The sequence below is a fragment of the Enterococcus silesiacus genome (genome assembly GCF_001886225.1).
GTDB lineage: Bacteria > Bacillota > Bacilli > Lactobacillales > Enterococcaceae > Enterococcus_L > Enterococcus_L silesiacus.
In genome coordinates, this window is record NZ_JXLC01000010.1 from 20,852 (window position 1) to 42,138 (window position 21,287).

The 21,287-nt window shown below is 35.7% G+C and carries 21 protein-coding genes and 2 other annotated features; of the genes, 17 read left to right on the plus strand and 4 right to left on the minus strand.

Going from position 1 to position 21,287, the window contains the following annotated elements; all coding sequences use genetic code 11:
• Positions 1-87 precede the first annotated feature (87 nt).
• The gene (locus RV15_RS08360) at positions 88-729 is read right to left on the minus strand and encodes an amino acid ABC transporter permease (RefSeq protein ID WP_071877604.1); all 642 of its coding nucleotides are present in this window, start codon (positions 727-729) and stop codon (positions 88-90) included.
• A 73-nt stretch (positions 730-802) separates the two neighbouring features.
• Positions 803-1,047 (minus strand) — a binding site (T-box leader).
• Between the two features lie 185 nt (positions 1,048-1,232).
• Positions 1,233-1,461, minus strand: a binding site (T-box leader).
• A 254-nt stretch (positions 1,462-1,715) separates the two neighbouring features.
• On the opposite strand from RV15_RS08360, the gene RV15_RS08365 reads away from it, so the two are divergent.
• From RV15_RS08365 to RV15_RS08395, 7 genes are all read left to right on the plus strand, one after another.
• Positions 1,716-2,438: a gamma-glutamyl-gamma-aminobutyrate hydrolase family protein gene (locus RV15_RS08365; protein ID WP_071877605.1), complete on the plus strand. Its 723-nt coding sequence runs from the start codon at positions 1,716-1,718 to the stop codon at positions 2,436-2,438.
• Positions 2,439-2,577: 139 nt separating this feature from the next.
• Positions 2,578-4,224 (plus strand): peptide ABC transporter substrate-binding protein, encoded by a 1,647-nt coding sequence (locus RV15_RS08370; RefSeq protein ID WP_071877606.1) that lies wholly within the window; start codon positions 2,578-2,580, stop codon positions 4,222-4,224.
• 250 nt (positions 4,225-4,474) lie between these two features.
• Positions 4,475-5,038 carry an alkaline shock response membrane anchor protein AmaP gene (amaP, locus tag RV15_RS08375; protein ID WP_071877607.1) on the plus strand — a complete coding sequence of 188 codons (564 nt, stop codon included), beginning with the start codon at positions 4,475-4,477 and terminating at the stop codon, positions 5,036-5,038.
• 13 nt (positions 5,039-5,051) lie between these two features.
• Positions 5,052-5,267, plus strand: coding sequence for a DUF2273 domain-containing protein (locus RV15_RS08380; protein ID WP_071877608.1), 216 nt, complete (start codon positions 5,052-5,054; stop codon positions 5,265-5,267).
• Between the two features lie 37 nt (positions 5,268-5,304).
• Positions 5,305-5,775 carry an Asp23/Gls24 family envelope stress response protein gene (locus tag RV15_RS08385; RefSeq protein WP_071877609.1) on the plus strand — a complete coding sequence of 157 codons (471 nt, stop codon included), beginning with the start codon at positions 5,305-5,307 and terminating at the stop codon, positions 5,773-5,775.
• A 34-nt stretch (positions 5,776-5,809) separates the two neighbouring features.
• Positions 5,810-6,058 (plus strand): GlsB/YeaQ/YmgE family stress response membrane protein, encoded by a 249-nt coding sequence (locus RV15_RS08390; RefSeq protein ID WP_071877610.1) that lies wholly within the window; start codon positions 5,810-5,812, stop codon positions 6,056-6,058.
• A 382-nt stretch (positions 6,059-6,440) separates the two neighbouring features.
• Complete coding sequence (locus RV15_RS08395) at positions 6,441-8,603, plus strand: hypothetical protein (RefSeq protein ID WP_139242995.1); 2,163 nt, start codon at positions 6,441-6,443, stop codon at positions 8,601-8,603.
• 105 nt (positions 8,604-8,708) lie between these two features.
• Here the strand turns inward: RV15_RS08395 and RV15_RS08400 are convergent, their stop codons facing one another.
• Positions 8,709-9,029, minus strand: coding sequence for a DUF960 domain-containing protein (locus RV15_RS08400; RefSeq protein ID WP_071877612.1), 321 nt, complete (start codon positions 9,027-9,029; stop codon positions 8,709-8,711).
• Positions 9,030-9,300: 271 nt separating this feature from the next.
• Positions 9,301-9,912 carry a 50S ribosomal protein L25/general stress protein Ctc gene (locus RV15_RS08405; RefSeq protein WP_071877613.1) on the minus strand — a complete coding sequence of 204 codons (612 nt, stop codon included), beginning with the start codon at positions 9,910-9,912 and terminating at the stop codon, positions 9,301-9,303.
• Positions 9,913-10,408: 496 nt separating this feature from the next.
• On the opposite strand from RV15_RS08405, the gene RV15_RS08410 reads away from it, so the two are divergent.
• On the plus strand, positions 10,409-11,164 hold the full coding sequence (locus RV15_RS08410) for a 16S rRNA pseudouridine(516) synthase (RefSeq protein ID WP_071877614.1): 756 nt from the start codon (positions 10,409-10,411) through the stop codon (positions 11,162-11,164).
• Positions 11,154-11,840, plus strand: coding sequence for a YjjG family noncanonical pyrimidine nucleotidase (locus RV15_RS08415; RefSeq protein WP_071877615.1), 687 nt, complete (start codon positions 11,154-11,156; stop codon positions 11,838-11,840). Before RV15_RS08410 ends, RV15_RS08415 begins: the two co-directional genes overlap by 11 nt.
• A gap of 50 nt (positions 11,841-11,890) precedes the next feature.
• Here the strand turns inward: RV15_RS08415 and RV15_RS08420 are convergent, their stop codons facing one another.
• Positions 11,891-12,343: a GNAT family N-acetyltransferase gene (locus RV15_RS08420; protein ID WP_071877616.1), complete on the minus strand. Its 453-nt coding sequence runs from the start codon at positions 12,341-12,343 to the stop codon at positions 11,891-11,893.
• A gap of 145 nt (positions 12,344-12,488) precedes the next feature.
• Between RV15_RS08420 and udk the strand changes: the two genes are divergently transcribed.
• The 8 genes from udk (at position 12,489) to RV15_RS08460 (ending at position 20,876) form a co-directional block, all read left to right on the plus strand.
• Positions 12,489-13,112, plus strand: a complete 624-nt coding sequence (gene udk / locus RV15_RS08425) for a uridine kinase (RefSeq protein ID WP_071877617.1) — start codon at positions 12,489-12,491, stop codon at positions 13,110-13,112.
• A gap of 181 nt (positions 13,113-13,293) precedes the next feature.
• Positions 13,294-13,962 carry a response regulator transcription factor gene (locus RV15_RS08430; RefSeq protein WP_071877618.1) on the plus strand — a complete coding sequence of 223 codons (669 nt, stop codon included), beginning with the start codon at positions 13,294-13,296 and terminating at the stop codon, positions 13,960-13,962.
• Positions 13,953-15,044: a sensor histidine kinase gene (locus RV15_RS08435; protein WP_071877619.1), complete on the plus strand. Its 1,092-nt coding sequence runs from the start codon at positions 13,953-13,955 to the stop codon at positions 15,042-15,044. The genes RV15_RS08430 and RV15_RS08435 overlap by 10 nt, the downstream gene beginning before the upstream one ends.
• A 57-nt stretch (positions 15,045-15,101) precedes the next feature.
• Positions 15,102-16,451 (plus strand): ABC transporter permease, encoded by a 1,350-nt coding sequence (locus tag RV15_RS08440; protein ID WP_071877620.1) that lies wholly within the window; start codon positions 15,102-15,104, stop codon positions 16,449-16,451.
• Between the two features lie 44 nt (positions 16,452-16,495).
• Positions 16,496-17,125 carry an ATP-binding cassette domain-containing protein gene (locus RV15_RS08445; protein WP_245791287.1) on the plus strand — a complete coding sequence of 210 codons (630 nt, stop codon included), beginning with the start codon at positions 16,496-16,498 and terminating at the stop codon, positions 17,123-17,125.
• Positions 17,126-17,206: 81 nt separating this feature from the next.
• Complete coding sequence (locus RV15_RS08450; RefSeq protein WP_071877622.1) at positions 17,207-18,691, plus strand: ABC transporter permease; 1,485 nt, start codon at positions 17,207-17,209, stop codon at positions 18,689-18,691.
• A gap of 12 nt (positions 18,692-18,703) precedes the next feature.
• Positions 18,704-19,378 carry an ABC transporter ATP-binding protein gene (locus RV15_RS08455; RefSeq protein ID WP_071877623.1) on the plus strand — a complete coding sequence of 225 codons (675 nt, stop codon included), beginning with the start codon at positions 18,704-18,706 and terminating at the stop codon, positions 19,376-19,378.
• A complete protein-coding gene (locus tag RV15_RS08460; RefSeq protein ID WP_071877624.1) occupies positions 19,371-20,876 on the plus strand; it encodes a PASTA domain-containing protein in 1,506 nt (501 codons plus the stop codon). The genes RV15_RS08455 and RV15_RS08460 overlap by 8 nt, the downstream gene beginning before the upstream one ends.
• Positions 20,877-21,287: the final 411 nt, after the last annotated feature.

Below are 21,287 nucleotides of genomic sequence, written 5' to 3' on the forward strand. Positions count from 1 at the left end.
TGAATGAGGTGCTTTTTGCCTCAAGCATAATTTATCTTTTTCCCGAAGAGCTAGCCCACAAAGCTAGATATGGTTACAAGGTTCCTTTTATTTATAATACTGATAGTGTTTTTCCAATTTTTTTGAAGCCAAAGTCAACACGGCGGTTAACAGTAGATAAATAACGCCCACCAAAACTAATGGCAATAAACTGACATCCCGGCTCATCGCAATTTTTCCGGCTCTCAATAAATCCCCTAAACCAAGTACGTAAATCAACGAAGTATCTTTAACCAAATTAATCACTTCATTACCGATAGAAGGTAACACGACTTTGATTACTTGAGGTAAAATAATCCTTGAGACTGTTTGAAAGCGTGTTAAACGTAAAACTTTAGCCGCTTCATATTGACCTTCTGGAATTGACTGAATCCCGCCCCGGAAAATTTCAGCAAAATAAGCTGCATAATTTAAAATAAAAGCAAACAAAGCTGCATCGTAACGTTCAAAGACGACCCCGATCAAAGGCAAACCGTAAAAAACAAAAATGAGCTGTAATAATAATGGCGTTCCTCGCATTAGCCAAATATAGATATTGATCAGAAAATTCAAAGGTTTAAAATGTGTCTGTAAAGCAAAAGCAACTAAAATCCCAAGTGGAATCGAGCCCAATAGTGTAAAGATAAATACTTTCAATGTCATAAGTGCCCCGTCTAATAAAGCCGGCATGATTTCTAAAATGTAGTTCATATTTTTTCCTCCAGTTTTTTAAATTTTTCCTTTTTTGTAGATAGAAAGCAAAAAAGTCCTCTTGGCAATCTGCCAAGAGGACGAAATAATCGTGGTTCCACCTCAATTTGTTAATACCTCGCAGTATTAACCTCATGAAATCTCTAGTGTGACTAAAGATTCTTTTCTGATAACGGAGAAGGCCGCAGCTTCTTACTTGATTCAGAAGATGACTGAAACAGATGTGTTCATCAAAGGTTTCCAGCTTTTTTTCTCAGCGAATAAAAAAGTCTCTGTCAGGAAATAGTCGGTGATTACTTGTTCTGTTTATGTGTTTTGGTTTTTATTGGAATGGCTGATGGGATTTTTTTAACTGTTAGTTTCTATTTGTTGCGAGATGTAAGACGTTTGGTAATTCACTAGTAAGGAAACTTCTCTCCCGTTGGTCGCCAAGTACTATTCATCATCTACTCTGGCGAAGCCAGTCGTAGCGATGAATAGCAAAAAGTCCTCTGGCAATTAAGCCAAAGGACGTAAAATTCGTGGTTCCACCTTTTTTCGTTATCATCTCACAATGACAACCTCATGAAGTCATAGACTTCAAATGCTATAACGGGCATTCCCGAACTTTTCTACTTTTTGTTCAAAAAGTTAACTCCCAGATGTGGTTCGCTTTATTCTTCTGTCTTTTTTCACCAGCCAAAGACTCTCTTCAAGAAAAAATAAAGGTACTCTTCTGTTCTTTGTTTTTTCTAACTTTACCATCAGTTTTTACCCTTGTCAACAATGAATTGTTTAGAAAATTCAGAAAATACCATTCTTTAAGCATAAAACTTACTGATTCAGCAAAGTTGAGTTAAAATGAAAATAGTTATTTCCTTTTAAAAAGTAAGTAAATTGTGATAGGTAGAAACTATCGCACTGCCCCTTTTAGTACTATCCTTTTGCGTATATATCTGATAAACTATGTACAATTATTGTCGGAAAGTAAAAAGGAGTGGTGGCGATTGAAGCGGCCGATTATTGGCATTGCAGCAAATGAAATCGAGGATGCAGGAGCAAAATTATATCATTTACCAATCAGTTACACTCCTTGCGGGTATGTAAAAGCTGTTCAAAGCGCTGGCGGCTTGCCGTTGGTTTTACCAGTCGGTTCTCCTGAATTGGCAAAAGCATACATTACCCAGATCGATAAATTGATCCTAGCTGGTGGGCAAAATGTCTCACCAACCCTGTATGGCGAAACGATTCAGGTTGAAGAGGCGGAGCTATCTAACGAACGCGATCAATTTGAGCTGACTTTGATTGAAGAAGCAATTGCACAAGGAAAACCAATCTTTGCAGTTTGTCGTGGTCTACAGCTAGTCAATGTAGCTCTTGGCGGAAGTTTGTACCAAGATATCAGCTGCTTGAACCAGCAAAAAATTGCTCACATGCAAGTGCCGGTATCTAGAGAAATTCCAACGCATCAGATTCAAACAGAAGCAGACAGCATTTTACGTGACATATACGGGGAAGCGACGACTGTTAACTCTTTTCATTTTCAAGCAGTAAAGAAATTGGCGAAAGAGTTAAGAGTTACAGCACTCAGTGAAGATGGCATCATTGAAGGGGTAGAAAGCAACGATCCTAGCTTAGTATTTTTAGGTGTCCAGTGGCATCCCGATTTTGCCTATGAGTATTTAGAACAAGAAATGGCTGTTTTTCATTATGTAGTCAAAGAATTATAACTTATTTAGCTTTACAGAACAACTTCCACGGTAATTAGATAACTCACTTGAACGCCAAAAAATGACGGTAAGTTGAGTTTCAAAATTGCTTAGGAAGATAGCGTTCTGTTCAGCTTTAAAAAAGAGGAGGAATTGTATAATGAAGAAAAGATTAGGTGTTTTTGTTTTGGCGGCAAGTCTATTGTTAGCGGCATGTAATAGCAATAGCGAGACAAGTTCAACGAAGGAAAAAGAAGACGGGAACAAAACAGCACAAACCCAGGTCATTAAAGTCGCTTCCGGAGGAGAACTGTCAACACTAGACAGTGCTCACTACACAGATGTTTACAGCTCTGACATGATTGGTCAAGTTGTGGAAGGCCTGTATCGTATGGATAAAAATCATGATCCTGAATTGGCTGTAGCTGCAAGTGAACCTACAGTTAGTGATGATGGATTAGTTTACACATTTAAATTAAAAGAGACAAAATGGAGCAATGGTGATCCAGTCGTAGCGGGTGATTTTGTGTCTGCTTTTAAAAATGTTGTCGATCCAAGCTTTGGCTCAAGCAGCAGCAACCAAATGGATGTGTTCAAAAATGGTCGGAAAATACGCGAAGGACAAGCGAAATTAGATGAGCTCGGTGTGAAAGCGATCGATAATCAAACGCTAGAAATGACGTTAGAATACCCAATTCCTTATTTAGCTCAAGTGTTAGTTGGCACACCATTTATGCCTAAAAACGAAAAACTTGTTAAAGAAAAAGGGGAAGCTTACGGAACTTCAGCAGATAATTTTGTTGGCAATGGTCCGTTTGTGATTTCTGGTTGGGATGGTAACACAGAAAACTGGAAATTAACGAAAAATAAAGATTACTGGGATCAAAAAAATGTCAAACTGGATACAATCGATGTTCAAGTAGTCAAAGAAATCGGTACTGGAACGAACTTGTTTGATGCAGGTGACTTAGATTACACTGTTTTAGCCGATACTTATGCATTACAATATAAAGATTCACCTCAAGCACACTTTACACCTAAGGCTATGGTGGGGTATTTAAGTCCTAATCATAAACGAGAAGTAACGGGTAATGTCAATGTTCGTAAAGCAATTTTACAAGCCATCGACAAAGAAACGTTTGCTAAAGAAATTTTAGGAGATGGTTCAACCGCTATCAATGGTTTTGTACCAAAAGATTTTGCCAAAGATCCAGAAAATGGTGAAGACTTCCGTAAAGAAAATGGTGATTTTCTGCCATATGATTTGAAAGCCGCTCAAAAAAGCTGGGAAACAGCGAAGAAAGAATTAGGCAAAGACGAAATCGAGTTAGAGTTACTTTCAGCTGATTCAGCTTTGGCGAAAAAGACGATTGAATATGTGCAAGGACAATTACAACAAAATCTATCAGGCTTAAAAGTTACCTTAAAATCGGTACCATTACAAAATCGTTTGGACTTACAAACAGCTAGTAATTTTGATTTAGTTTTTGGTACATGGACGCCAGATTATGCTGATCCAATCAATTTCTTAGAATTTTATGATTCTAAGAGTGGGTTGAATACAGCAGGGTACAACAATCCTGAATATGATAAAGGGTTGAATGATGCAAGAATCACATTAGCAAATGAGCCAGAAAAACGTTGGGATAAATTAAAAGAATTAGAAGAAACATTGATTGAAAAAGATGCCGCTGTCTTACCTCTATACCAAGGAGCAATCGGATATCTTAAAGCAGATCGATTAAAAGAACTGCAAGTTTTTCCTTTTGGGAGAACAGTTTCATATCGTTTAGCTTATGTCGATTAATAGTTAAATAAAAGAGCGAGTTGCGTTTTAAGGGAAATTCCCTTAAGTGCAACTCGCTCTTTTTATAGTAAAAATACTGACAAAGTGGATTCATGCAAGAAACTAGAGAACAATCAAGGGAAGAAAAAAACTGGACAGCCCATTTTGACTGTGCGTATCTTTTGTAATTGTTGGAAAATGCGTTTAACATAAAATGTATAGATAAGAGAAAACTTTTGTAATAGTCCGAACAACGTTGGAGGGAAAAACTATGCGAGTAATCAAAGGACTTGTTTCTTTATTGTTAATAGCCGGTATTTTTGGAGTTGTCGGGTTGTATTCACAGATGACGGATTTGGGCGTTGTGAGCACGTTTTTCAACGATTTGCTGTTTCAATCTGATGGGTTGTTTTATTTTTACCAGATTGTTCTTTTTGCTTTATTAGCAATACTGCTGCTGCTGTTTTTGATCATTGTATTCAAACCGATCACCAAAAAGCAAATACATCAAAAAAAAGATACAGGTCAGGTAAATCTGCCGCTCAATACACTAGAAGCTATTGCGAAATCATCAATACATGACATCGTCGATAGTGAGAATGCACAGGTGAAAATAAGACTGACCAAGAGCCAAACAGCAGATGTAGAAGTGACGATTGCAGATGAGCAACAACAACATTTTATAAGCCGAGGAAAACAAATTCAAGAACAGATCCCGCAAGCCTTGCAAAAAATGGCTATGGTCGAGACGCACAAAACAAAAGTTATTTTCAAAAAGAAAAAAGCAGAATCCTCTTTATTGCCAAACAGCAAAAAAGAGTCTCGTGTAGTTTAAAGGAGGAAGTAGGTTGAAAAAATTAAAAACTTTCGCTCCTTATCGCAATCAAATTATCTTTACGATTTTAGCGGTCCTCATTGCGATTCTTTTGATGACAATTGGATTTTGGAAAACAGTTTTACTTGTCGTTTTAACAGGAGCAGGTTATTTTATTGGTAAAACGCAAGATGAAAAACGCTCTATCTCTTCAATTTTAGCTTCTATACAAGCTTTTTTTGAAAGATAAAAATAAATTGAATCAAAATCAGAAAGGTTGAGAAGAAATGGATAACAAAGCAAATGGAAACACAACTGAAGGAACAAATGCAAATGGCATCAAAACTAAATTAACATTTGACGATCAAGTCGTGAAAAAAATTGCTGGTATCGCCGTATCAGAAATCCCTGGTATTTTGGGATTAAGCGGAAATGCAATTACAAACTTGACCGACAAATTTACGAATGGAAACAATCCGACGAAAGGCATCAGTGCAGAAGTTGGAACAAAACAAGTAGCAATCGATTTAGATGTTATCGGGGAGTATGGAAAAAATATTGCCCAAGTATTTGATACAGCAACTAAAAAAGTTGCAGATGAAGTGAAAAATATGACTGGTTTAGATGTTATTGAATTTAACATGAATGTAGATGATGTCATGTCAAAAGAACAATATGCAGAAAAATTTGAAAACAAGAAAAAAGATGATAACGAAAACGAGAAACAACAAGAAAACAGCACACGTACATTACAATAGTCAGTAATTGCATATTACGAGGAGGAAGATTACTATGTTGAGTTTTATTTGGTCATTAATTGTCGGTGGTGTGCTAGGCGCCATTGCCGGAGCAATTTTAGGTAGAGATGTACCAGGCGGTATTATCGGGAATATCATTGTCGGATTTATCGGTAGTTGGGTAGGAACGATGCTATTAGGAAATTTCGGTCCAATTATCGGAGGATTTCCAATTATATCTGCACTGATCGGTGCTGTAATCTGTATTGCTATTTACTCGTTTATTGCGAAAAAAATGGCTTAAAGAGTTGATCTTTTAAATAACGATCAAGGTGCTAAGATAGAGAAGTAGAACGTTAGAAATGAGTAGATCAATCAAGTTACTACACAATAAAACTAGCAAAGATAATTCATTTTTTATTTTTATAAAAAATGAATTATCTTTTTTTGGAAAAAAACTGAATATAAAAAGAGAAAAAAATAGATTGAAGTGCAGTGTGTAGCGCAATATAATGAAAGTTGTTCTCTTTGTAAGATACCCGAATACTCCATTTTACATAGGAATCATTTATAGAATGGTATTTCACTATAGCGATTATCGCGCAGTGACCAAAGAAAGAGTGAATAACGTTAAATTAAAGCAATTTTTTTTGAATAGAACAGTGCGTTTAACAGGAGGAATTACAGTGAGGAAAGTAAAAAAAGTCGTTTGTTTATTGATTATCTTTGTTAGCTGCTCATTAGGTACAGTACTTGCAAAGGCGGAGTCATCAGATGACTACGCGACATCTCGAACTTTTTTACTTGGGTGGCTAGATCAATATCCAAAATGGAAAAATATTGATAAAACAACCATACCAGTAGAAAATAGTTTTTTTATGAGACATACCAGTAATACGAAGGCCATAGACCTAACAGGGGGGGCGAAACTTGAAAAGGACCATGTTGATTTTTCTAGTGTGACCTCCACTGGGAGCGTTAGAATAACAAATGTCGGCTTCTATAATGGGAAGTCTATTGATACTAAGGTGTCTGTAAGCAAGAACAGTAAATCGGAAAAGTTTACCCTTGGTGTGACAGAGAGCAACTTTTTAGATTGGATTTTCAATACGTCTAAAAATGTTACCTCTAACCTTAAGTATGAATTTTTTATTTCTAAAACCAATACACCGATAGCTATCGGACAGTACATGGACTATAAAAATATAGATGAAAATTTAAGTATATATATTGTAAATACTTCATTAGAAAGTGTTGTCTCAAAAACACCAACTTATTTGATATATGATAAAAATAAAAAAGCTGGTCTATATCTTACTGGATCTGAACCTGCGCCAAATCCAAACGATCCAAAATTTGAAGCGGTAGTCTTGTTTCCTAAGAGAGAGTCAATCACCTTGCAAGTAAGTAAACCCTCAACTTATTCATCTGCTGTTGGTTTATATTATAACGGAGCCGCAAAAACAGATATTGAAACAAGCGAATTAGAAGGAATAGAGTCTGAATTGGAAGTTGTTGATTCAAAAAATACAACTGCTGATATAGAATTTGTTCAAACCGTTCCTTATAAGCATAGTGTGAATAACTATTATAAGAATTATGGTGTAACAATTCCACTGGAAAAAGGCCAGTTATCCTATGATTCGATAGAAATTAAGGATATGCAAGATAAGAATGCCTCTAAAAACTTTAATGTTAAAGTGGCAGAGAATGAAATAAAAATAGAAGCTACAGCTCAAGCGCTGAAGCAAGCAAGTTTCTATGATAATATATATAAGTTTAAGGTGAAGTACAAAATTGACTATTCAAAAGAAATAGACCCTTCGAGTTTAGATGAAGTAGGTTATTATAATTTTGAAACAACTGCACAAAGAAATTTGAATGGCGTTGTTTCAAGTGCAACGGCAAAAGAAAAAATCAATTTTAATAGCTCAATAAGTATCAAACATCATTTGGATGGCAAACCAATAGCGGATGTTCCAGATAGCGTGGAGAAAAAATTCCTCACACAAAAAATGAAAATATCAACTAAAATAACCAACCATAAATTAGTTTCCTACACACCAAGTACTATTGATTTAGAAAATCATGTGTTAGAGAAAACAACGGATGAAGTGATCTTAAATTATAAGCACTTGAATGCACCACTATTATCGGTAGCTGCTACAACTCTGACTGTCGATGCTGCGGATAATTTACTTCATCTTAAAGGAAATATTAAATTAGATGAACTAGAGGATTACGGCTATACGTTGCATTTAGCGTACAATAAACAAAATCAGGTAATTGACAAAGGTGCAACAAATAGTGAAGGGAAAAATTTTGAAATAGACGTGAAGATGATAGACGTTGTTACGGGGAAGATGAGTGCTACGCTGTATGTAACGGATGAGTACGGAAATCAATCAAATGTAATTGGCTTATCGATCGAAGTCTTTGGTATTCTACAATTTACCTCTGCACCTATAGAATCAGATTTTGGTACAATCAAAATTCCGAATCAAAAGACATATATCAAACCCAAGGAAATGCAATCCTTTAAAGTAGGCGATTTTAGAGGGCCCAATAAGCAATTTAACTTAACGGTGTCGCTAATTGATAAAACCCAAAATAATCAGCTAAGTACACACTTTTTTTTCAAAAAAAGTGCTGATTCTGAGATGGAAAGATTAGAAAATGGTCAAGCAATTTCTATTTACAGTGGAAAGACGCAAGCAGATAACAGCCAAAAAGAATTCGATATAGATTATGGGAAAGATTCAGGTCTCTTTTTAGAAGTAACCCCTGAAATGAAAATAGGTTCATACGAGGGAAATCTAATCTGGACGCTAGAAGATGTTCCAAAATAAGCAACGTTCGTTAGATAATTAAAGACAAACAAATAAGTTCCTTCAGCCAAGTCGTTAAGAGTAAGCTGGAGGAACTTATTTGTTTGATTAGAGAATACACTATAGCTATTCCAACATTTCAGCTGGCAATAAAATTGTCTCTTTATTGCCATCATCAAAAGCAAAAACTTGCGATGGATAATCTTCAGAATAAGGGAAAGGTAAGTCAACGGCCATTTGAACGTCGCTGATTTCTTGTGAGAAATGAACAGTTACTTTTCCGCCATTATCGATCAAATCAAAATACAGCATATTTGTAAGTGGGATAACGCCTTTTAAATCTAAATCAATAATCAGCCAGATACTGTCGATCAAAGCTGCAGGCAGGCTTTCAACCACACCTAAAGAAGCATAACGACTACGTTCACTATCAAAACTTTCAACCATTTTATTGACCTCCTTTGTTTATCTAATACCAATAGTATACCTTATTTGATTAAAACACGCTTCTGTCATGTTTCATAAAGAAAGCAAGTATATTGCTTAGAATAAGGCTTCTTTTAATTGTTGCAAAAAAGAGGCCGGGCTATAACTCTATGAGTTACATCCCAGCCTCAAGGAATCCGAATAAACGGTGGGAGCAGAAGCAACTCCTTCTTATTTCTCGGAGTTAAACACTTCTGTCCCATCCTCTTTAACTATATATTTAGGCAACCAGTTATTCTGGTTTTTCACCGATTACTGTAGGTTCAGCTGCTTCTTCTGAGCTTTCTTCAGTCGCTGCTTTGGCTTCTGTAATTGCCAAGATTTGTTCTTCACCATCAGTAATGATGTCATAATCTTTATCTTTTGGTAAATCAGCGACAGTGATTGCGTCACCGATTGCAAGTTTAGTAATATCAACTTCTACACGTTCTGGTAATTTATCTGGTGTAGCTGAAACTAAAACGTTGTATAAGTTTTGTGTTAGTTCACCACCGGCTTTCACACCTTCGGATTCACCAACAAGAACGATTTCAGCTTCCACTTCAGTTGTTTCCTTCATGTTTACAGCTAAAAACTCAACGTGTTTCATTTGACTTGTAAACGTGTCCAACTGTGCTTTAAACAGCAACGTATTGATTTTTTTACCACCAATAGTCATTGTGATTACAGCATTGGCACCATTATCTCGTAAAATTTTAGTTAACTCTTTTTGATCAACTGAAATAGGTGTACTTTCAATTTCATACCCATAAACGACGGCGGGAACTTGACCTGTGTGACGTAGTTGATTTCTTAGGGAACGTGGACGGACAGCTCTTTCTTTAACTTCTAATGATACTGACATAACCAAAATCCTCCTTAAATTTAAAGCTAAACGAGTTCGCTTAGTCGAAAGACTGCTCGTGTAGCTTGATAAATCAAAATGAATGTATATTTGGTCATCTGCAAAAAGCAAAATAATGTAAAAAAGGAGTTTCACTGCTACTTCGTATAAAAGCTGTAACTTAGCTAAAGTTCTCCTGTTCGTTTGTGAAACGAACAAGCAGCTCCTACAAAAAAGGACAGCAAAGACAAAAAATCCCGAATAATTGTGCACAATTATCCAGGGGAAAATTCTATATGATATCTTATTCTCTCCCAGGTCATTACGCTGTTTTTGAGAAACCTTATTCACTTTCTATATCAACCATAACGCGAATTCAAAGTTAAGTCAAGGGAAGTGAAGTCTTTTAATTTTTACTTAAAGGTTACTCTAGCAAAATATCGGTGCATTTATTATCTTGATTGCTTTTCATTCGGTAGAATTTATACTAAACTAGTAATTGAAAAGAGGAAAAGAAATGCGTTTAGATAAATTATTGGAACAAGAAAAAATCGGCTCTAGAAGAAAAGTCAAAGCCTTAATCCGCAGTAAACAAGTGACAGTTGATGGACAGATCATTATGAGTGAGAGCTTAAATGTAGACGCAGCGTTACAAGATATTTTTGTTGGTGATAAAAAAATTCAGCAAACCACACATGTGTATTACATGCTGAATAAGCCTAATGGTGTTGTGACTGCCGTCAAAGATGCCCAGCACCAAACAGTGATCGATTTAATCAGTGTCAATGATCAAAGAGTAGGCTTATATCCTGTCGGTCGGTTGGACCGTGATACAGAAGGGTTGTTGCTGTTAACAGATAATGGTCAGTTAGGGTACCAATTACTATTACCGCATAAAAAAGTCTCAAAGCGCTATGAAGTCATTGTGAATGAACCGTTGACGTTGCTTGATTGTAAAGCATTCTCTGAAGGGATCGTTTTTTTAGACGGAAAAAAATGTAAGCCGGCAGAGCTGGTGATTCTATCATCAGAGAAAAATCAGAGTCGTGCCTATTTGGATATCACTGAAGGGAAATTTCATCAGGTCAAAAAAATGTTTTTAGCTGTAGGTAAAAAAGTGATGTACTTAAAACGTTTATCGATGGGTCCGATCCAGCTAGATCCAACACTTAGTTTAGGAGCATACCGTCCTTTAAACCAGGCAGAATTACAGGCATTATTGCCTTATTTTACTATCCATAAAAAAGAAAAGAGCGTGGAACATGAAATTTAAAACGTTATTATTTGATGTCGACGATACATTATTAGATTTTCAATTAACAGAAAAAAAAGCCTTACAAGCACTTTTTCAAGAAGAAGAGCTAACTCTGACTGATGAAATAGAAGCAACTTATAAAAAAATCAACATTCAGTTGTGGCGTGAATTTGAGCAAGGAAAAACAGATAAAAAGACCGTGACCGATACTCGTTTTAGTCTGTTATTTGCTCAATTGAATAAAAATGTTGATGGGAAAAAAATGGGTGAGCAATATCGCTATCATTTAAGTCAAGGTCATGATTTATTAGGGAACAGTAAAGAAATTATCGAACGACTTCAACCGGATTATGACTTATATATTGTGACAAATGGTGTCGCTAAAACGCAATATCAGCGGTTAAATGATTCAAAAATGACCACGTTTTTCAACGACATTTTTGTTTCAGAAGAAGTAGGTTATCAAAAGCCGATGAAGGAATACTTTGATTATGTTTTTGAACGAATTCCTAGCTTTGATCGAGAAAAAACATTGATCATTGGAGATTCACTTGCTTCTGATATCAAAGGCGGTAACGTAGCGAATATTGAGACTCTTTGGTTGAATCCATCAAAACAACCAGCGACGCTTGATATTCAGCCTACTTATGAAATCAGTCGTTTAGATGAAATTTTTAATGTATTAGCACCATGAAAAACAGCGATTACGAGTTTTGAACAACTCTCGTGGTCGCTGTTTTATGCTTATATATCGATGCTTAATCGAACCATATCTTTCAATACAAGCTTATTTTCGACAATTTCGTCTTGATAATGACGAAGGAAAAAGTCACGATCGATGCTTGTCATACGAAATCCACATTTTTGATAAAGATATAACTGCCCCAAACTAGTGCTACCGGTGCCGATTTCTACTGTTTTATAAGAATGATTTGTGGCGTAAGCTAAGGCAAACTGAATCAGTTTTTCACCAAGACCTTGTCCTTGGTAACTTTCAGATACAGCGATATTGACGATTTCCAGTGTTTCTGGTCTCGTAGGAAGTAAGACTAAAATACCTGCTACAGTGTTATTAAAAATAAGTTCAAAACACAAGCCGCGTTTTATGTAATCGTCTACTAACTGTTTATTCGGATCAGCTGATAATAATAAGTCATAGTGAGGTGCTTGAAGGGGCTGAATTACTCTAATTGTCATCCTACTTTTTCCTTTCTGATAAACCTATCTAATAAACGAAGAAGTTTAAAAAATAAATAGATAAAATTGTAGCTTTCTGGCTCTTTTCTATTATAATAGAAAAAGGATATTATGACTATTACAGATAAGAGAGAGGTTTCGTTGAATGAAAAATACTCAACCAATCGTGATTGGTGTTACTGGCGGTTCAGGCAGTGGGAAAACTAGTGTCAGTCGGGCGATTTTCAATCATTTCCCAAATCATTCGATCATGATGTTGGAGCAAGATTCTTATTATAAAGACCAAAGTCATCTGAGCTTTGAAGAAAGATTAGCGACAAATTATGATCATCCATTCGCTTTTGATACGGATTTATTGATCGATCATTTAAAACAATTAATCAATTATGAGTCAATTGAAAAACCAGTATATGATTATGTTGCGCATACGCGGAGTTCGGACATTATTATCCAAGAACCAAAAGAAGTGATTATTTTAGAAGGGATTCTGATTTTGGAAGATATCCGTTTAAGAGAGTTGATGGATATTAAATTATATGTGGATACGGATGACGATATCCGTATCATCCGCAGAATCAAACGGGATATGGAAGAGCGTGGAAGAACCTTAGACTCTGTTATTGAACAGTATTTGACTGTGGTCAAACCGATGTACCATCAATTCATCGAACCAACGAAACGTTACGCAGATGTGATTGTTCCAGAAGGTGGAGAAAATCATGTCGCAATTGACTTGATCACGACAAAAGTAGCCAGTATTTTAAAATAAGTTGACAGTATTTAAAACCAAAAAATCAGTAATTGTATTTGAATTTATCAAGTATAATTACTGGTTTTTTTGTTATTTTATATCTGTTTAAAAAATGAATCATAGACAAAGCATTCTTAGATATAGTATCTTATGAGATAACTATTGAGCACAGATCAGTTTTTTGAAGGGAACGGAATAGATGAGAATTTTAATTATTGAAGACAATCGTGAATTAGCGCTATCTGTACAAAAAGGATTAGAACGGGAAAAATTTTCGGTAGACCTAGCATTTTCCGGTGTGACTGGCGAAGAGAAAGCCTATGTAAATACATATGACGCAATTTTATTAGACTTGAACTTACCTGATAAAGATGGGCTATCGATCCTAAACTTTTTAAGAGAATCGGATATAGATAGTCCAATTATTATTATTACAGCTAGAGATGAGATTGAAGAGCGGGCAAAAGGGCTTGATTTTGGAGCAGATGATTATTTAGTCAAGCCGTTTGAATTATTAGAATTGGTTGCTCGTATTCGAGCAGTTGTTCGACGTTTCCATGGTCGAACTTCGCCACATATCAAGATTGGTTCGTTAATGATCGATCCGGTGAAACGCTCTGTTCGTTATGAAAATTCTGAAGTAGTGTTAAAGCCGAAAGAATTTGATATTTTACTGTGTATTGCCCAAAAATATCCAGCAGTGATTTCCACCGAAGAAATAGCTGAACATGTGTATGATGAGAACTTTGATCCATTTTCTTCTGTGCTACGGGTCCATCTTGCACGTTTAAAAAAACAGCTTGCCAAAGCCTCTGGAAAAGACTTACTAAAAACGATTCGAGCGAAAGGATATCAATTATGCGAGTAAATTTAAAAATCAGTTTAACCGTTTTAACCTTTGCCTTTTTTGTTATTTTGATTATCAGTGGTGGTTTTTTTGCAGTCAAAAGTAACTGGCGTTCACTAAATATAGGCCAGTCGATCGGTTCTGCTGTGTACGTGGTGAATGATGCCAATGAAACCATTGCTCAACCTACTGCAACAGTTGAGCTTAAGGCCTCTGAACTGGTTAGTACACAAGCGCTGGATGATATTTATTTAAATAGCTTATTAAAGTATTTACCGATGATTATTTTAGTGGTTTGTTCAGCTATTTTAATTTTGACTATGACTTTGTGGGTTGTTTTACGGCGGATTTATACCAAGCAAATGGTTTCGATCATTCATGATTTACAGTTTTTAGAAAAATTTTCAGAAGAAAAAGTCGAAGATAAGTCAGTTGCCAAAGCATTTAAGCAATTAAAAGATAAATTCGATGGGAATCTAAGCGATTATAAAAGGCTTAGCAGCTATCTGACACATGAACAAAAAAATGCCATTGCCATTTTAAGAGCTAATTTAGAATTGAAGCAAAATGAAACGAGTAATCTACATATTTTGGATCGGTTAACGGATAGTATTGATGATATTTTGACACTTTCAAATAGCACGGAAGAAGCGATGAGTGAGTCTGTCGATGTTTCTTTGATCTGTGCTGAGGTTTGCGATACCTACCGTAAAAGTTATCCTAATTTGATCTTTTCTTTTGATGAGGTTGATTCAACGCTGATTTTAGGAAAGAACCGCTGGATTTATCGAGCTGTCTCAAATTTAGTGGACAATGCCATCAAATATGGCGAAAGCAAACCGATTGAAGTTTCCGTCAATAATCAAAAAGGCAGTGTGATCGTTGAGATCAAAGACCATGGCAAAGGAATCGATCAGGCAGTTCATGCCGCTATTTTTAATCATAATTATCGAATCAATGGGTTAAAACAAGATGGTTATGGTATCGGTTTGTCAGTGGTTTCTCATGTATGTGACTTGTGTAAGGGATTTGTTTATGTTGAAAGTACAAAGAATCAAGGATCGACTTTTTATCTATCATTTCCACAAATTGCTGAAAGTTAACATTCAGTTAACAATTGATTTGGTATTGTAGGAGCAGGAAAGGAGGAGAGTAAGAACATGTTCGTCTTTAAACATGCTTTCTTAAATCTTAGAAGACACACTTGGAATTATGTACTAGTCGGCATTATTTTATTCTTTTTGATGTTAAGTTCAATGGTGACAAACACCATATACACATCTACTAAATTATTTGTAAAAAATTACAGTAAGCAGTTTACGACGCTAGTCACGATTCTTGAACCAGATTTAAGTAATTTAACGCATGAAGAAAAACTAACAAAAGAACAATATCTCAAATTTGGAGAATCAACGTATGTAAATAACACGCGAATGACAGCAAGTGTTCCAGTATCGCTTGAATCATTAAAAACAATTACCGCTGTAAGCCCTTTTCAATTTCAAAAAGTAGAGGGCGACGAGCTAAAGCGAAGTTCTTATCAATCAATAGCTAATTGGCTTGGAGCAGGAGCGGCAGATCTTGCAAAAGAGCTCGCAGAAAGCGGCATGGAAATCAGTGCAGGAAATGCTGATCTAAAAAGAAATGACTGTTTGATCAGTGAAGAGTTAGCTCAGATGAACCAGCTTAAGATAGGCGATTCGATTCAAGTAGCGGCAATAGGAAGTGACCAAGCGGAGAAACAAAGATTGGTCATTGCTGGAATGTATCGCTCACAGAAAAAGACCCAATCAAATGGAGCCAGTGAATTGGTGAAGATTCAGGAAAATGATATTTTTACGAACTGGGAAACGGTCTATGCAATAAAAACATTTGATCGTTTTGGATACAATAATGTGGCATATGAATTAAAAAACGCAGATGATTTTGATGCGTTTTTTAAAGAAATTCAAGCTAAAGGTCTGCCTAGTAAGTATCAGGTTATAACCAATGAAACAAATCTGCAGATGCTTTTAAGCCCAGTTAACGGACTAGGAACATTGGCTGGAACGATTTTATTAGGCTTATTGCTATTCGGCAGCTTTAGTTTGGCATTATTTTCGATTCGTGCATTTAAACAAAAGCAAACAGAAATTTGTGTGATGCGTAATATAGGAATCACCCAAAAGCAGTTGATCAATAGCCGATTGATCGAATTAGTAGGGGTTACAATGTTTAGTTTTAGTTTGGCATTCTTGAGCGCACAATGGATCGTACAACCGATCGCTGATTGGCAATTGAAAAATCAAAAACTGCTAATGGGCAATGTCGACCAGTTGTTTAGTGTGATGGGCAACAGTAAAAATGAAGCTATCATATCGATTCCTATGATGATCAACGATAATTCTCTTCTCATGCTGATTGGCATAGCTTGTTTATTTTTGATGACGATCATTTCCATCGAAGGGTATAAGATTTTCAAATTTGAACCGATTGAGTTTTTGTTAGAAAGGAACAGAAGTGAACAATGATTCTCTCTCTTAAAAATATAGTATATACGCATAAAAAAAACAAAGTGACTGTGTTGGATGATGTAACGGTTGATTTTTCACCGGGAAAGGTTTACGGCATTTTAGGAAAAAGCGGAGTAGGAAAAACGACATTACTTGCGCTGATTGCAGGAATGGACACCGTTGATTCAGGTGCGATTTTTTTTAAAAATCAAAATCTTGAGAACATTAATCGAGACAAGTATCGCCAGCAGGAAATAGGGACCGTTTTTCAACAGTACAATGTACTCCCGAATGAAACGGCTATGACAACCCTTAAATTGTGTACACTCAATTCCTGTACACAAGGAATTGATCGTTTGTATGAAGCATTAAAAAAAGTCGGGATCAATCAAAAAATGGCAAACCAAAAAATCAAAAAATTATCTGTTGCTAATCAACAACGTGTTTATTTGGCCAAAGCAATCATCAATAATCCTGAGCTTATCTTGATGGATGATCCTGTCGAGTCATTAAATGAATTGTCATTAAAAATGGTCATGGAGTACATACGTATATACGCAAAAAATGAAAACAAGTGTATCATCATTTGTTCGCAATCAAAAGCAATTGCAGAGCATGTTGATGAGTTGTGGGGATTGAATGGTGGGAAACTATCATTTATCAAAGACAATATAGAAAAAGGGAAACTTTAGAGCATATCAAGGTTGTTGTAGGCTTGATGGATAGCTACTTGAGTGATTTCTACATTGTTTGTAAGTAGGAAGGAAGAGTATATGAACTATTGGAATCGAGCATTGTGCAGTGTGACAAGGAGAAAAGGAAAATCAATTATTTTATTTGCAGTTATTTTTATCTTAGGTAATGTGATTGCAGGATCAATCGCGATTCAGCAATCGACTGCAAATGTTGAAAAGAAAATCAAACATGATCTAGGTGCCACGGTAAGTGCTGAATTGGATTATCAAAAAATGATGGATGAAGGTCAATCTTTTTCACCCTCAGCGTTAAAAGTAGAAGATGTTAAAAAAATGGGTGAGTCCTCGTATGTTAAAGAATTTGACTATAATGTCAAAACCAATCTTTTTGTGAAAAAAATTAAAACGTATGAAATGGAAAATGCTGCGACGATGGGCGGTATGCCAAAAACGTTGAGTCTTAAAGGGAACAATTTGCTTGAACCATTGGATTTTAAGGATAAAAAAGTCAATCTAGTTGAAGGTCGAACATTTAAACAAGATGAAATCAACAATGGTAAAGACGTTGCGATCATTTCAAAAAAACTAGCTGAAGCAAACGGCTTTAACGTAGGAGACAAAGTTGTTTTAGATAGTTCTGTCATGGATTTTAAACAAGATGGCTCGATGGAAGAGTTAGCAAGTCAAGATCACCCAGTAGAGATCATCGGCATATTTGAACCGACAAGTATTGAAAAGAAAAAATCGGATGGCAAAGATCAAAAAGGAATCGAAGAGCAGTTTATGGAAACCGAACAATTCAATACGGTCTATATGCCAAATGATGCAGTAATGAATATCAATAAAGTCGAATTTGAAAAAGGTAAAGCGCTATTACCAGATCGTTATAAAAAAGCAGATGGTACAGATTCAACTGTAGAAGATATGAATCAAATCACCCCTGTCTATGTGCTTAAAACGCCAGAAGATGTGGAGGCATTCAAAGAAGAAGCAAAAGCTATGATCCCAGAAGGGTATAAGTTAACTGCATCGACGGATCAGTATGATCAAGTTGGTGGTACCTTCAAAAAAATGTCACAAATTTCTGGTTATGTCGTGCTTTTAGCGATTGGCGCCACCCTATTGATTATTTCATTAGTGGTCATTCTCTTCTTACGTGATCGTAAACATGAATTAGGAATTTATTTATCATTAGGTGAAACAAGAGCCAAAGTTATGCAACAGATTCTGATAGAATTGTTACTGATTAGTCTAGTTGCGATGTGTCTGTCTTTAGTTACAGGAAATATTCTTGGAAAAATGGTTTCAGAATCCTTGATTGCCAGTGATGCCTTCTCACAAACAGGAGATACCGCAGGTAATGGTGGTGCAATGATGATCGGAGGTAGTGGTGCCAATATGCCGACCTTAACAACAGAGGATGTATCTAGTGCGTATGAAGTGAAATTCTCAATTAGCTACATCGTGACATTCTTGATTGCAGGATTAAGTACAGTTTTATTATCAGCGATTTTACCTTTGACCTATGTCTTACGGTTGAATCCAAAGAAAATCATGATGTAGGAGGGAACCAATATGACAATTTTACAAACCAAAAATGTGAGCTATTTTTATCAAGACGGCGACAGACGTCGAATGATCTTGCAAGATACGTCGATCAATTTTGAACAAGGACAATTTTACACGATTTTAGGCCAATCTGGTTCAGGAAAAACAACCTTTCTTTCGTTGATCAGTGCCTTGGACGAACCAAAATCTGGCGAAGTGTTGTACAAAGGGCAAAATATCAAAACGATTGGGTTGGAGAAGTATCGGAGAGATGATATCAGTATTATTTTTCAAAGCTACAATTTAGTTCCGTATTTAACAGCATTAGAAAATGTTCTAGTAGCGATGTCGATCACAGATAACGATATGCCTAAAGATAACCGTGAAGTAGCGTATAATTTGTTGGATTATATTGGCATCAATAAAGCGAAGGCGGACCGTTTAGTGGGCCAATTATCTGGTGGTGAGCAACAACGTGTGGCAATTGCTAGAGCCTTAGCAACGAATGTCGATATCATACTAGCAGATGAGCCAACAGGAAATTTAGATGAGGGCATGGAACAAGAAATCGTTGATATCTTTAAAGATTTAGCTGAAACGCATAATAAATGTGTGATCGTTGTGACGCACTCGAATGAAATAGCCAAACAGTCAGATAAAACGTATTTTCTTAAGCAAGGTGAGTTGATGTTGAATGAGTGATTTTTTATCTAATTTCAATAAATCAAATTATGATAATACAAAAGAAAAAAAGTTACGGGAAGACTCTGAAAAAGAGCCCTCAATAAAACAGGAACCAAAAACAGTAGCTTTAACAGAATCTTTTACTGAAAAAATAAGTGAAGCTCCGACAAAAATGGGCCCATTCAATGCAGAAACAGAAAAAAATGAACGTTCGACCTCATTTGCTATCGAACAAGAAACAACTCAACAAACGCTTAGAAACCAGCCAGATGATGACACAGAAATAGATCCTACCTATCATAAGAAAAGAAAAAAGAAATTTTTGCTGATAGGTCTGGGGGCGTTTATTACACTCTGTATTCTTTATTTTGGTTATTATCAAATGACACATGTTGAGCTCCCAGATTTTACAGGAAAAGAGTTGGCGGAAGCACGAGCATGGGCAACGGAGAACAAATTGAAATTAAAAGTTGATTCAAGCTATAGTAAAGAGGTTGAAGTCAATAAAGTAATTTCTCAAAAATCAAAAAAAGGGAGTAAAATCAAAAAAGGAAGCGAATTGACGATTCAATCAAGCTTAGGTGCTGATCCAGAAGAGAAGTTGACGTTGCCAGATTTTATGACAATGAAAAAATCAGAAGCTGAAAAATGGATCAAAGACAATCAAGCTGAGAATGTCTCGCTCATTGATGAATACAGTGATACCTTAGAAAAAGGCAAGCCAGTTCGCTTTGAAATTGTCAATAAAGAAGTCACTAAAGATACTTACAAGCGCAAAGACAAAGCCAATATGTATTATTCTAAAGGCAAAGAGACATTTGAAAAAAATATTTCCGTTCCTGATTTTACAAAAAAAATGAAGGCAGAGGTTGAAAGCTGGGCCAAAACAAATGACATCAAAGTGACCTATGAAGAAGCCAGCTCAGCAGAAATACCAGCAGAAAGTATTATTTCACAAAGTATTGCCAAAGATCAAAAAGTTGCCAAAAAGGATAGTTTAACGGTAACCGTATCTCTCGGTAAAGGCTTTATCGTACCGAACTTTGCAGACTATACCCAAGAAGAAGCTGGAACAGCGGTAGAAGGACTGAACCTTCAGGCTAAAAGTGTCTTTACGAATAGTGTTCCATACGGTCAATTAATCTCTCAAAGTGTTGAAGCAGGAACTCAGTTAACAAGTAAGGATGACTTGAAAGTCAAAATCTACTATTCAGCAGGTCAACCTTACCTTAAAGATTTAAGAGGAAATACTCTAGAAGGTGATTTGCAAAAACAATTCTATGATGAATTTCAATCAAAAGGTGCAAATATTCAATATACTGTCAGGTATGTTGACTCGGCAGAACCTAAAGGGACAGTTGTAAGAATGAGTGCATATAATTTATATGTACCATTAGAATATACAGTAGCTTTAGATATTAGCTTAGGAAATTTAGAGGGAGCGTCAAATCAACCACCTAAATCTTCTAAAAATGATTCTGGAAAGGAACAAGACTCAAAAGAAATGCCGAGCTAACATATAAATATCACTATAAAGAACGAAATCAGGTGTTGTTTTAACCTGGTTTTGTTTTTTTATTGCAAAGCAAGCGCTCATTGTAAAATAAAAATTCAATGAGAAGGGTTTTTCTGTTTTAGTTAGTAGCAAAGGAGAGCAGTTTTTTTAATCAATTTATTTAAATATAAATTTTATTTTTGTCAAGAATAAACAAATAGAACGCTTGTTTTTGAGGGGGCATATTTTCTGTGTAACTAAAGATATAAAGGGGTTTGCTTTGTATTTAGGTGGTTTTTTATTGTTTATATTTGTAATTATAGTATTTTGTTGTATTTTTAAGGTTTTAAAAAACGAAACAATATTTATTGTTTATGTTTTTTCGATAAAATATATTACGCTTGTTTTCTCATGAAATCTTCCTTTTTACAG

Coding starts and splice junctions, on each gene's coding strand:
- RV15_RS08450 (WP_071877622.1), top strand. CDS start 17,207: ATGAACTATTGGAATCGAGCATTGTGCAGTGTGACAAGGAGAAAAGGA.
- RV15_RS08400 (WP_071877612.1), bottom strand. CDS start 9,029: ATGGTTGAAAGTTTTGATAGTGAACGTAGTCGTTATGCTTCTTTAGGT.
- RV15_RS08370 (WP_071877606.1), top strand. CDS start 2,578: ATGAAGAAAAGATTAGGTGTTTTTGTTTTGGCGGCAAGTCTATTGTTA.
- RV15_RS08460 (WP_071877624.1), top strand. CDS start 19,371: ATGAGTGATTTTTTATCTAATTTCAATAAATCAAATTATGATAATACA.
- RV15_RS08415 (WP_071877615.1), top strand. CDS start 11,154: ATGAAATTTAAAACGTTATTATTTGATGTCGACGATACATTATTAGAT.
- RV15_RS08410 (WP_071877614.1), top strand. CDS start 10,409: ATGCGTTTAGATAAATTATTGGAACAAGAAAAAATCGGCTCTAGAAGA.
- RV15_RS08430 (WP_071877618.1), top strand. CDS start 13,294: ATGAGAATTTTAATTATTGAAGACAATCGTGAATTAGCGCTATCTGTA.
- RV15_RS08360 (WP_071877604.1), bottom strand. CDS start 729: ATGAACTACATTTTAGAAATCATGCCGGCTTTATTAGACGGGGCACTT.
- RV15_RS08455 (WP_071877623.1), top strand. CDS start 18,704: ATGACAATTTTACAAACCAAAAATGTGAGCTATTTTTATCAAGACGGC.
- udk (WP_071877617.1), top strand. CDS start 12,489: ATGAAAAATACTCAACCAATCGTGATTGGTGTTACTGGCGGTTCAGGC.
- RV15_RS08420 (WP_071877616.1), bottom strand. CDS start 12,343: ATGACAATTAGAGTAATTCAGCCCCTTCAAGCACCTCACTATGACTTA.
- RV15_RS08385 (WP_071877609.1), top strand. CDS start 5,305: ATGGATAACAAAGCAAATGGAAACACAACTGAAGGAACAAATGCAAAT.
- RV15_RS08390 (WP_071877610.1), top strand. CDS start 5,810: ATGTTGAGTTTTATTTGGTCATTAATTGTCGGTGGTGTGCTAGGCGCC.
- RV15_RS08440 (WP_071877620.1), top strand. CDS start 15,102: ATGTTCGTCTTTAAACATGCTTTCTTAAATCTTAGAAGACACACTTGG.
- amaP (WP_071877607.1), top strand. CDS start 4,475: ATGCGAGTAATCAAAGGACTTGTTTCTTTATTGTTAATAGCCGGTATT.
- RV15_RS08435 (WP_071877619.1), top strand. CDS start 13,953: ATGCGAGTAAATTTAAAAATCAGTTTAACCGTTTTAACCTTTGCCTTT.
- RV15_RS08405 (WP_071877613.1), bottom strand. CDS start 9,912: ATGTCAGTATCATTAGAAGTTAAAGAAAGAGCTGTCCGTCCACGTTCC.